Below are 10,536 nucleotides of genomic sequence, written 5' to 3'. Positions count from 1 at the left end.
ACCCCACCCAAACCTCCACCCAGAACCACACCCGCACAACCCGCAGCAACGACAACCGCCCCACCACAACACCACCTCACCAACGACAGTGTCGCAACGACCCCAGAACCCAAGAACCCCCGATTTCAAATCTACCGGCGCACACCGACAAAACCGCGCCACCAAGCCAAAGCCTGTGGACTACCGCACCGGGGTCCCCGATTTCCCGCCTACGGGCGGGGGCTGACGGTTTGGGTGTCAGCGAGGGGTGAGGACGCAGAACTCGTTGCTCTCCGGGTCGGCCAGGACCTGCCAGGGGACGTCGCGCTGGCCGATGTCGATCTGGCTGGCGCCCAGGTCCGCGAGCCGGGCCACCTCGGCGGTCACCGAGCCGGCCGGGTGCGGCGCCACGTCCAGGTGGACCCGATTCTTCACCTCGTGCGGGTGCGCGGAGCGGACCAGCTCCAGCCACGGGCCGCGGCCGTCCGGGTCGTGCAGCGAGGCGGACTCGACACCCGTGCGCACCACCGGCCAGCCGGAGGCCGCCGACCAGAACTCGGCCAGGCCGGCCGGGTCCGCGGCCGCCATGACGATCGCAGCCACCGCACCCGTCATGGCGTACTCGGGGCGCGGGTCGAGGACGCAGAACTCGTTGCCACCGGGGTCGGCCAGGACGAACCACGGGACGTTGCGCTGGCCGACGTCGACACGCTCGGCGCCGAGGTCCAGGGCGCGGTCGAGCGTGACCATCTGCTGGTCGGCCGACGCGCTGGCCAGGTCGAGGTGCAGGCGGTTGTGCACCGTCTTCGGCTCGGTGACCGGCACGAACACGAGGTCGAACCGCCAGCCGTCGTCCGCCGGCGCCTGGAGGTCGACCTCGTCGGGCAGTTCCAGGCTGATCCGCCAGCCGAGCAGATCGCGCCAGAACCGGGCCAGCGCGGGCGGATCGGCCGCGTCGACGACCACATTGACCAGTCGCGTGGACATGATCCGGACGCTAGCCGACCGCACCGACAAATTCAGTGCGTCGCGAGCCGCAGCAGGTGCCACAGCTGGGAGACGCCCGCGTGGTCGCCGTCCGGCGTGGCCGTGCCGCTCGAGCGGCGGCCCCACAGCCACAGGTACATCCCGGCCGGGTCGCTGGAGACCGTGGCGTCGGCCGGCTCACCCGGCTCCGCCGGCCACGACGCCGTGCCGGTGGCCGCGATCTGCGCGATCCACCGCCGGCGGCCGGCGACCACGGCGACCCGGCCCGTCCACGAATTGGTCACCCCGAGCACGCCGAGCCGGTGGGTGAACCACAGCGACAGGATCTCGTCGACCCCGTCGTACGCGATCTCGTCGTCGATGCTGTACGCGCCGACGGTCATCGTGGCCGCCGCCTGCTGCACGTCGATGCGGTGCACCGCGCTCTCGTGCGCCAGCCTGCGGTACCAGAACCCGTACGTCTGGTCCAGGGGCCACCACGTCGGCGCCCCCTCGGCCGGGTCGTGCGCGGACAGCTCCGTGAGGATCTCGCGATGCCCCGCCCGCAGATACTCCACCAAGGACTGACCGGGGACCGGCGCGCGCTGCCAGCGGGTCGGCTGGGCCTCGGCGCGCAGCCACGCCACCACCATCCGGTAGACGCTGCCGACGTGCCGGACCGTCTCGCCCAGCGTCATGCCCTCGGCGAAACGCACCGGCAGGTTCGGGTCGGCACCCAGTGCCGCCGACGCCATCAGCTGCCCCTCGACCTCCAGCACCTCGAGTAAGCGGCCGTACGGGGCCAGTGCCCGACCGGTCATGGGGTGGAGCCGTGGATCGCACGCGTGACGAGGCCGAGGAACTGGCCGGACTGGCGTACGAGGTCGTCCGCGGACCGGGCGGTGACCGCGCGCGTGATACCGGCCTGCACGGAGGCGCGGGTGGACGAGCAGGACGCGAAGAACGCCGCCCACTCGCGCAGCTCGGGCGCCACCGAGGCGAGCAGCGTCCACACGCTCATCGGCCGCGAGCGCGCCCGGTGCGGGCGCCCGCGCATGGCGAGCAGGGCCGCCGCCGCACGCAGCGCGGCCAGGTACGCCTGGGCGAACCGTTGCGCCGGCTCGGTGTCGACCTCCGCGTCAGCGAGCCCCCGCTCGGCCTGGGACAGCAGGGTGAGCGCGGGCTCCGGCACGGACAGGGGCTCGTTGTCGCGGTAGTCCAGAGTTGTGGTCACCTGAGGCCTCCTCGCGGTCCGAGTTCGTCACCGGTTGTGACGACGCGCCGTGGGGAAGCCGGCGGCGCCCGGTGGTGAGGCGCTTCCCCCACCCCACCACCGGGCTGTGCTCGAACGTTTGTTCGAACGATTCGAGCTTAACTCCGGGCACCGACAGACTCAACCTCGGCCCGGATTTTCGGCGGCGACCCGTGCCACAGGTGTGCTCTCATGTGCCCATGAGCTCTCTGGACCACCCCGCGATCAGCAAGATCTCCGCCGCGTTGCGCGAGGCCGGGCTGCCGGCCGCCGCCGACGGGATCCGCGTCCTCGACGACGAGGTGCGTACCGCCTCGGCGGCCGCCGAGGCCCTGGGCGTCCCGGTCGGCGCGATCGCGAACAGCCTGGTCTTCCGGGCCACGCAGGGTGATCGGGTCTTCCCGCTGCTGGCTCTGACGTCCGGCGCGCACCGCGCCGACACCGCACGGCTCGCCATGCTGGCCGGTGCCACCTCGGTGGGCCGCGCGGATCCGGCGTTCGTGCGCGAGCACACCGGGCAGGTGATCGGCGGGGTGGCGCCGGTCGGGCATCCACGGCCGATCGTCACGCTCGTCGACAACGCACTGGCGGGCCACGAGGCCGTGTGGGCCGCGGCGGGTCATCCGAAGTCCGTGTTCCCCACGACGTTCGGGGAGCTGGTCGAGCTCACGGGGGGCATGGCTGCGGACGTGGCGGTCGGGGAGGACAATCACGTGTCGTGACCGCGGTTCCACCTCGGGTCGAGCGGTTCGTCGACCTCAGCCAGAACGAGCTGCGAGCCCGCCTGCCCGAGGCGTTGTCGCTGTATGTCACCGCGATGCACTACCCAATGGGCACGGCCGAGCAGCGGGCACCGATGTGGCTCGCACACATGCTGCGCGCGGGCTGGCGGTGCGTGGCCGCTATCGACCCGGACGACGCACTGGTCGGGATCGCGTACGGCTACCACGGCGCGCCGGGCCAGTGGTGGCACGAGCAGGTGCGGCGCGGCATCGTGGATCGGTCCGGCCAGAAGTTCGCCGACGAGTGGCTCGACGACTACTTCGAGCTCACAGAGGTGCACGTACGGCCGGCGGGCCAAGGCCGCGGCGTGGGCGAGGACCTGCTGCGCCGGCTGCTCGCGGACGTGCCGGCCGCCAAGGTGCTGCTGTCCACGCCCGAGGGCCCGTCGCGGGCGTGGCGGCTGTACTACCGGATGTGCTTCACCGACGTGCTGCGCAACTACCGCTTCACCGGAGATCCGCGCCCGTTCGGGGTCCTGGGCCGAACTCTGCCCCTGTGAGGGCCTGTGAGGGCGGGCGGCCTCCGGCCCCCCGATCACCAGCCTACTGGCGGACACCGACAAGACCTGCCCGCGCTCACGAATCTGTGGACAGCCACACGCATTGTGGACAACCCCGAGGGGGTCCCCCGATTTCCAGCCTACCGGCGGGGACCGACAGCCCATTGGTTATGCCCGGCGTTCAGTCCGTCGTAGATGCGGCGATGGTCACGACCTCGGTTGGGCTGGTGCGGATCGTCCACGCCGACGCGCCCCACCGGTCCCGGCCGGCGTCGAAGTAGCGGCACCGGTCTCCGTTCCAGTGCCAGATCCTGGCATCGCGGCCGGGCGTGCATAGGACGTCGCGAAGCAGCGCCTCGGTGTCGAGCGCGCCGACTGAAGTGTCCATCTTGGGCAGGGCCAAGGCCGTACGGCGGGTCAAGCAGGGCATCGACGAATCCTCGGCCGTCGATGACGTGCGGGCACCTGACGGCAGGTTGCTCGGCTCGCAGCGCGCCAGTCACCGGGTCGAATCGGGGCCCGTAGAACTCGGCCAGGGTCAGCCGGCGCCCGATGAGCGTTTCCGGATCGACCGATCCGCACTCGACCGCCCACCGAGCATCGTCCCAGGCGCCGCCTCAGCTACACCGACGACCGCGGCCGCCCGGTGAGCGTGCTGCCCGTCAGTCCCGCGCAGCAGCACGAAGTCCACGACCACGCCGACGCGACGGCAGCGGACCAGCACTTCTGCCGCAGCTGGAGGGAACTCAACGGGTCCGAACACGAGGCCACGGTACAAGCCTGTTGTCACCCAGCCGCCGCAAAACATGGGCTGGCCTGTTGGCGGGCACCGACATGATCGGCACGAAAGCCTGCGGGGCCGCGGACAGCTCGTGCCCTACAGCGCGGCCAGGCGTTCGCGAAGCGTGTCCAGGCCCATCTGCCCCATGCGCAGCGCCCGCATGTGGAACTCCTTGAGGTCGAAGGACGAACCGGCCCGGGCCCGGGCGTCGTCGCGGGCCGAGAGCCACAGGCGCTCACCCAGCTTGTAGGCCGGGGCCTGGCCCGGCCAGCCGAGGTAGCGGTCGATCTCGTCGCGGACCAGGGCCTCCTCGGTGATCGTGCGGGTCAGCACGAACTCCAGGCCCAGCTCCGGCGTCCACCGCTCACCCTCGTGGAAACCCGTGCCCCGCGGGATCTCCAGGCGCAGGTGCATGCCGATGTCGACGATCACCCGGGCCGCGCGGAACAGGTTCTCGTTCAGCATGCCCAGCAGGTTGCCGTCGTCGGACAGGTAGCCGAACTCGCGCATCAGCCGCTCCGCGTACAACGCCCAGCCCTCGCTGTAGGCCGGCACCCAGGCCAGCAGCCGCTGGTACTTGTTCAGCCGCGCGAACTCGTACGTCGCGGTCGCGATCTGCATGTGGTGGCCCGGCACGCCCTCGTGGTAGACGATGCTCACCTCGCGCCACGTGGTGAACTCGTCCTTGTCCGGCGGCAGCGACCACCACATCGCGCCGGGCCGGGAGAAGTCGTCCGACGGGCCCGTGTAGTACGCGCCGGAACCCCCGCCCGGCGGCGCGATCTTGCAGTCCAGTCGCATGATCTCGGCCGGGATCTCGAAGTGCACGCCACGCAGGTCGGCCAGCGCCCGGTCGGCGAGCCCCTGCATCCACTCGCGGAACGGCTCGACTCCGGCGATCCGGTACCGGGGGTCGGCGTCGAGCGCCTCGCTCGCCTCCCGGATGCCCGCACCCGCCTTGATTCGGCCGGCGACCTCCTTCATCTCGTTCTCGATCCGGGTGAACTCCGCCCAGCCCCACTCGTAGGCCTCACGCAGGTCCAGCCGCGCGCCGAGGTACATCCGCGACCAGAGCGCGTAGACGTCCTCGCCGACCGCGTCCTCCGCCGGCGCCTTCGCCAGCAGCTCCTCGCTCAGGAACACCGCCAGGTCCGCATAGGCCTGCCCCGCCGCCGCCGCGCCGGCGTCGAGGTCGGCCCGCAGCGCGGCGTCCGTCGAGTCGTCGACCTCCGCACCCGAGGCGAACGCCGCGAAGAACGCCGGCTCGTCGCCCAGCCCGGCCCACGTGCGGCACTGCTCGGCCACCTTGCGCACCTGCCGGGCCGCCGCGACCGTGCCCTGCCCGGCCGCGTACCGCAGGCTCTCCCGGTAGCTCGCCAGCGCGTCGGGTATCCGGGACATCCGGGCCGCGATCGTGCGCCACTCCTGCGGGGAACCCGTCGGCATCAGGTCGAACGCCTGGCGCAGCTCCTGCGCCGGGCTCGCCAGCACGTTCAGCGACGACAGCACCAGGCCGGCGTCGTACACCTCCTGCTCGATGCCGAGCCGCTCGGTGAGCACCGCCTTCGCGTCCCGCTCTCCGTCGTCCGCCGGCTCCAGCCCACCCACCTCGCGCAGCGCTTTCGCGGTCAGCCCGGCCCGCTCGGCGTGCCCGTCCGGGGACAGGTCCGGCAGCTGGTCGTCGTAACCGGGGATGCCGAGAGCCGTTGCCACGATCGGGTCGAGCCGGACGTAATCGTCCACATAGGAGTCACAAACGCGGTGCAGGGGGGTGTCCATGCCACGGGACGCTACCCAACCCCGCACGTTCTTTTCGAACGGGAAACCGCCTGGTGTCCGGATGTCGATCCGAGGCTGGCAGGATGTTCCGGTGCGCACCGCCGGCAGCGATCACGTTCGCAGACTGCTCGGTCTCGTCGTGCTGTGCGGCGTGCTGGTGGCCTCGCTCACCGGCTGCGTCCGCATCCACGCCGCGCTCGCGGTGTCCTCCGACGACCTGATCTCCGGCGAGCTCGTCATCGCGGCGCTGCCGGTGAACAAGGATGACAACGGCCCGAGCCTCACCGTCCCGCCCGAGCTCACCGAGAAGGTCCGGACCGAGCCTTACACCGCGGACGGCTACGTCGGCCAGAAGGTCACGCTCACCGGCCTGCGGTTCAGCGACGTCTCGCTGCTGGCCGAGTCGATCTCCCCGCAGCAGCAGTACCGGCTGTCGTTCCGCCGCTCCGGCGAACTGGTCACGCTGGGCGGCTCGATCGACCTGACCCGGGTGCCCAAGGAACGTGCCGACGTGCAGGTCAAGATCGCCTTCCCGGGCCGGATCTCCCGCACCAACGGCGACAACACCGACGGCACGATCAGCTGGGAACCGAAGCCCGCCGCGGTCACGGAGTTCCGCGCGGTCGCCGCGTACTCGGACTCGTCGGGCATGTCCTGGGCGCAGTGGGTCGCGATGGTCGGCGGCGGCGCGATCGGGGTGGCGGTGCTCGTCGTGCTGCTGGCGCTGTTCACGCACCGCCGCACGCTCAAGCTGGAACGGGCACAGGCCCGGCGGGCGACCTACTGAGGAGCTCCTACCTAGCCGACCGGCCGTAAGTTGGCCCGCGTCTCGGGGCGAGCCGGCACCAGGCCGAGCCGGGCCACCATCTCCTTGGTCGCCTTGGACAGGTTGAACGTGTAGAAGTGCAGGCACGGCACGCCCTCGGCGAGCAGCCGCCGCGACAGCTCCTCGGTGACGTCCATGCCGGCCGCGCGGAACGCCTTCGGGTCGTCGGTCAGCGGGCCCAGCCGGTCGGCGAGCGCGCGCGGCACCTGGGCGCCGGACAGCTCGACGGTCTTGGACATGATCTTCGGCGTGGTCAGCGGCATGACGCCGGGCACCAGCAGCGCGTCGCAGCCGCGCGCGGCGACCCGGTCGCGCATCCGCAGGAAGTCGTCGGCCTCGAAGAACAGCTGGGCGATCGCGAAGTCCGCGCCGGCGCGGAGCTTGCGGACCAGGTAGTCGGTGTCGGTGTCCAGGTCGGCCGAGCGCGGGTGGCCGTAGGGGAACGCCGAGACGCCGACACAGAAGTCGCCGAGCTCGCGGACCAGGCGCACCAGCTCCTCGGCGTACTCGAGGCCCTCCGGATGCATGACCCACTCGCCCATCGGGTCGCCGGGCGGGTCACCCCGCAAGGCGAGCACGTTCCGCACGCCCAGCTCGGCGTACCACCCGATGACGTTGCGCAGCTCGGCGACCGAGTGGTCGACGGCCGTGAGGTGGGCCATCGACACCAGCGTCGTCTCCCGGACCACGCGGCCGGTCGTGCGGATGGTCCGGTCCCGGCTGGACCCGCCCGCGCCGTAGGTGACCGACACGAACGCCGGATCCAGGCCCTCCAGCGAGCGGATCGAGTTCCACAGCCGCCGCTCGTCCGCGTCGTCGCGCGGGGGCATGAACTCGACGGAGAACACCGGCCGGTCACCCGGAATACGCGCCACCACCGAAGTCATGGGCCCCAGAGTAGTGAAGCAGCGTCATGCGCAACTCGACTCCCGGGCCATCCCGAGCGGACCCCCGCTGGTATGCGGACATGGCCCACCACGCACCATGGTCGGCGTGGCCCCTGAGCTCCCGACCGCGGTCGACCGGTCCATCGATGCGGCCGTGCACCGGCACGTCGAGGACATCCTCGCCCGCTACCTCGCCGAGCGCCGGGCCGAGTTGCCAGAGCTCGCCCGGACGTTCGCGCACGCCGTCGACACGCTGACCGACTTCGCGCTGGGCGGCGGGAAGCGGCTGCGTCCGACGTTCGCGTGGTGGGCCTGGCGGGCCGCGGGCGGCGAGCCGGACGGGCCGCGAGCACGGGCGGTGCTGCACGCGGTCAGCGCGCTGGAGCTGATCCAGGCGTGCGCGCTCGTGCACGACGACATCATGGACGCCTCCGAGCTGCGTCGCGGCCGGCCGACAGTGCACGTCCGGTTCACCGAGGCCCACCGCGCGGGCGGCTGGGCGGGCGAACCCGAGCGGTTCGGCACGGCCGCCGCGATCCTGCTCGGCGACCTCGCGCTGGCCTGGGCGGACGACATGTTCTCCGGTGCCGAGCTGGAGCCGGACATGCGGGCCGCCGCGCGCGGGCCGTGGCAGGCGATGCGCGCGGAGATGTTCGCCGGCCAGTACCTGGACGTGCTCGCGCAGGCCGAGGGCGACGAGTCCGAGGAGCGGGCGCTCGGCGTGGCCCGGCTCAAGACCGCCGCGTACACGGTGGAGCGCCCGCTGCACATGGGCGTCGCGTTCGCCGGCGCCGGGCCGGCCACCGTCGAGGCGGTGCGAAGGTTCGGCACGGACATCGGTGTCGCGTTCCAGCTGCGCGACGACCTGCTCGGGATGTTCGGCGACACCGAGGTCACCGGCAAGCCGGCGGGTGACGACCTGCGCGAGGGCAAGCGGACGCTGCTGATGGCGCTCGGCCTGGACTACGCCACCCGGGCGGGCCGGCACGCCGACGCCGACCTGATGCGGCGCGCGCTCGGCAACCCGGACCTGGTGCCGGAGACGCTCACGCGCGTCCGCGAGGCACTGGTCGACCTCGGCGCGGTCGAGGAGCTGGAGCGGCGGATCGAGTCGCTGACCTCGTCCGCGATGGCCGCGCTCGACCGGGCCGGACTCGCCGATCCGGGCGTCACGCGCCTGCGGGACCTGGCGGTGGCCGCGACCCGGCGAGACCGCTAGCCATGCGCGGCCTGCCTGGGCCGACCGATCACGTGGTCGTGGTCGGGGCCGGGCTCGCCGGGCTCTCCGCGACGCTGCACCTGCTCGGCTCGGGCCGGTCGGTGACCGTCCTGGAGAGCGCCGACGGGCCGGGCGGGCGAGCCGGCTCGGCCACCATGAACGGCTACCGCATCGACACCGGTGCCGCGGTGCTGACGATGCCGGAGCTGGTCGACGAGGCACTCGCCGCGGTCGGCGAGTCACTCACCGACCGCCTCACGCTCACCCGGCTGGACCCGTCCTACCGCGCGCGGTTCGCGGACGGGTCGAGCCTCGACGTGCACGCCGACGCGGACGCCATGGCCGACGAGGTGCGCCGGTTCGCCGGGCCGCGGGAGGCCGCCGGCTACCGGCGGCTGCGGTCCTGGCTCACCGGGCTCTACCGGCTGCAGCGCGACGAGTTCATCGGGGCGAACTTCGACTCGCCCCTCGACATCGTCCGCCCGGGGCTGGCCCGGCTCGCGGCGGTCGGCGGGTTCGGCCGGCTCGGCCCGGCGGTCGGCCGGTTCCTGTCCGACGAGCGGCTGCGACGGGTGTTCTCGTTCCAGTCGCTCTACGCCGGCCTCGCCCCGCACCAGGCGCTCGCCGCGTACGGGGTGATCGCGTACATGGACACGGTGGCCGGCGTGTACGTCCCACGCGGCGGGGTCGGCGCCGTCGCCGCGGCGCTGGCCGACGCCGCGGCGACGCACGGGGCGTCGCTGCGGTACGGCACGGGCGCGGCGTGGCTGGAGCGGGCCGGCGCGCGCGTCACCGCCGTACGCACCACGCACGGCGAGCGGATCGCATGCGACGCGGTGGTGCTGACGCCGGACCTGCCGGTGAGCTACCGGCTGCTCGGCGGGGCACCGCGCCGGCCGGTGCGGCCGCGATGGTCGCCGTCCGCGGTGCTGCTGCACGTCGGCGTCGCGCGGAGCTGGCCGCAGCTCGCCCACCACACGGTGTTCTTCGGCGACGCGTGGACCCGGACGTTCGACGAGATCCTGGTCCGCGGCAGGCTGATGAGCGACCCGTCGCTGCTCGTCACCCGACCCACGGCGACCGACCCTGAACTCGCGCCGGCCGGCCGTGAGCTGCTCTCGGTGCTGGCGCCGTGCCCGAACCTCGCGGTCGGCCCCGTCGACTGGCGCCGGGTCGGGCCGGCGTACCGGGACGAGCTGCTCGCGGTCCTCGAGGCACGCGGGCTGACCGGCCTCGGCGCGTCCGTCGAGGTGTCGCGGCTCGTGACCCCGGCCGACTGGGCGGCGGCCGGACTGGCGGCCGGAACGCCGTTCTCCCTGGCCCACACGTTCCGCCAGACCGGGCCGTTCCGGCCGCGGAACCTCGCTCGTGGCCGGAACCTGCCAGACAACGTCGTGCTGGCCGGGTGCGGCACCACGCCCGGGGTCGGCGTGCCATCGGTGCTGGTCTCCGGGCGGCTGGCCGCAGCGCGTATCGGGGGTGCACCGATTCGTAGTCAAGCCGTCAGGTGGCTACCCCACACGTCGGCCCGCTGACCTGGGATACTCCCCGTGGAATGTGCGGCG

11 protein-coding genes are annotated in these 10,536 nt (G+C 72.6%); 5 read left to right on the top strand and 6 right to left on the bottom strand.

From position 1 onward, the window contains the following. Positions 1–237: 237 nt before the first annotated feature. The 3 genes from ACRDTB_RS23425 to ACRDTB_RS23415 are packed head-to-tail and all read right to left on the bottom strand — an operon-like array spanning position 238 to position 2,179. Positions 238–966 (bottom strand): VOC family protein, encoded by a 729-nt coding sequence (locus tag ACRDTB_RS23425; RefSeq protein ID WP_431433559.1) that lies wholly within the window; start codon positions 964–966, stop codon positions 238–240. Positions 967–998: 32 nt separating this feature from the next. Beyond that, positions 999–1,766, bottom strand: a complete 768-nt coding sequence (locus ACRDTB_RS23420) for a maleylpyruvate isomerase N-terminal domain-containing protein (protein WP_431433558.1) — start codon at positions 1,764–1,766, stop codon at positions 999–1,001. Beyond that, a complete protein-coding gene (locus ACRDTB_RS23415; protein WP_431433557.1) occupies positions 1,763–2,179 on the bottom strand; it encodes an SAV_6107 family HEPN domain-containing protein in 417 nt (138 codons plus the stop codon). Before ACRDTB_RS23415 ends, ACRDTB_RS23420 begins: the two co-directional genes overlap by 4 nt. Before the next feature lie 218 nt (positions 2,180–2,397). On the opposite strand from ACRDTB_RS23415, the gene ACRDTB_RS23410 reads away from it, so the two are divergent. Next, the gene (locus ACRDTB_RS23410; RefSeq protein ID WP_431433555.1) at positions 2,398–2,919 is read left to right on the top strand and encodes a YbaK/EbsC family protein; all 522 of its coding nucleotides are present in this window, start codon (positions 2,398–2,400) and stop codon (positions 2,917–2,919) included. Continuing rightward, positions 2,916–3,479, top strand: coding sequence for a GNAT family N-acetyltransferase (locus ACRDTB_RS23405; protein ID WP_431433553.1), 564 nt, complete (start codon positions 2,916–2,918; stop codon positions 3,477–3,479). Before ACRDTB_RS23410 ends, ACRDTB_RS23405 begins: the two co-directional genes overlap by 4 nt. 181 nt (positions 3,480–3,660) lie before the next feature. Here ACRDTB_RS23405 and ACRDTB_RS23400 read toward each other — a convergent pair whose 3' ends face one another. After that, a complete protein-coding gene (locus ACRDTB_RS23400) occupies positions 3,661–3,867 on the bottom strand; it encodes a hypothetical protein (protein WP_431433551.1) in 207 nt (68 codons plus the stop codon). Between the two features lie 489 nt (positions 3,868–4,356). Further along, on the bottom strand, positions 4,357–6,039 hold the full coding sequence (locus ACRDTB_RS23395) for a DUF885 domain-containing protein (RefSeq protein WP_431433549.1): 1,683 nt from the start codon (positions 6,037–6,039) through the stop codon (positions 4,357–4,359). A 91-nt stretch (positions 6,040–6,130) separates the two neighbouring features. On the opposite strand from ACRDTB_RS23395, the gene ACRDTB_RS23390 reads away from it, so the two are divergent. Next, a complete protein-coding gene (locus tag ACRDTB_RS23390; RefSeq protein ID WP_431433547.1) occupies positions 6,131–6,826 on the top strand; it encodes an LppM family (lipo)protein in 696 nt (231 codons plus the stop codon). Between the two features lie 11 nt (positions 6,827–6,837). Here ACRDTB_RS23390 and ACRDTB_RS23385 read toward each other — a convergent pair whose 3' ends face one another. Beyond that, positions 6,838–7,752 carry a methylenetetrahydrofolate reductase gene (locus ACRDTB_RS23385; protein WP_431433546.1) on the bottom strand — a complete coding sequence of 305 codons (915 nt, stop codon included), beginning with the start codon at positions 7,750–7,752 and terminating at the stop codon, positions 6,838–6,840. A gap of 97 nt (positions 7,753–7,849) precedes the next feature. Between ACRDTB_RS23385 and ACRDTB_RS23380 the strand changes: the two genes are divergently transcribed. Both ACRDTB_RS23380 and crtI read left to right on the top strand, forming a co-directional pair. Next, positions 7,850–8,971, top strand: a complete 1,122-nt coding sequence (locus tag ACRDTB_RS23380; RefSeq protein ID WP_431433544.1) for a polyprenyl synthetase family protein — start codon at positions 7,850–7,852, stop codon at positions 8,969–8,971. 2 nt (positions 8,972–8,973) lie between these two features. Beyond that, positions 8,974–10,506: a phytoene desaturase family protein gene (crtI, locus tag ACRDTB_RS23375; protein WP_431433543.1), complete on the top strand. Its 1,533-nt coding sequence runs from the start codon at positions 8,974–8,976 to the stop codon at positions 10,504–10,506. Positions 10,507–10,536 lie beyond the last annotated feature (30 nt).

The organism is Actinophytocola sp. (genome assembly GCF_050699935.1).
GTDB lineage: Bacteria > Actinomycetota > Actinomycetes > Mycobacteriales > Pseudonocardiaceae > Actinophytocola.
Note: the sequence above shows the minus strand (reverse complement) of the source record. Positions and strands in the feature narration are given on the sequence as shown.

What these genes read in the sequence shown, in the direction of transcription:
- ACRDTB_RS23425 (WP_431433559.1), bottom strand. Translation starts at nt 966, where the DNA reads ATGTCCACGCGACTGGTCAATGTGGTCGTCGACGCGGCCGATCCGCCC.
- ACRDTB_RS23420 (WP_431433558.1), bottom strand. Translation starts at nt 1,766, where the DNA reads ATGACCGGTCGGGCACTGGCCCCGTACGGCCGCTTACTCGAGGTGCTG.
- ACRDTB_RS23410 (WP_431433555.1), top strand. Translation starts at nt 2,398, where the DNA reads ATGAGCTCTCTGGACCACCCCGCGATCAGCAAGATCTCCGCCGCGTTG.
- ACRDTB_RS23400 (WP_431433551.1), bottom strand. Translation starts at nt 3,867, where the DNA reads ATGGACACTTCAGTCGGCGCGCTCGACACCGAGGCGCTGCTTCGCGAC.
- ACRDTB_RS23395 (WP_431433549.1), bottom strand. Translation starts at nt 6,039, where the DNA reads ATGGACACCCCCCTGCACCGCGTTTGTGACTCCTATGTGGACGATTAC.
- ACRDTB_RS23385 (WP_431433546.1), bottom strand. Translation starts at nt 7,752, where the DNA reads ATGACTTCGGTGGTGGCGCGTATTCCGGGTGACCGGCCGGTGTTCTCC.
- ACRDTB_RS23380 (WP_431433544.1), top strand. Translation starts at nt 7,850, where the DNA reads ATGGTCGGCGTGGCCCCTGAGCTCCCGACCGCGGTCGACCGGTCCATC.
- crtI (WP_431433543.1), top strand. Translation starts at nt 8,974, where the DNA reads ATGCGCGGCCTGCCTGGGCCGACCGATCACGTGGTCGTGGTCGGGGCC.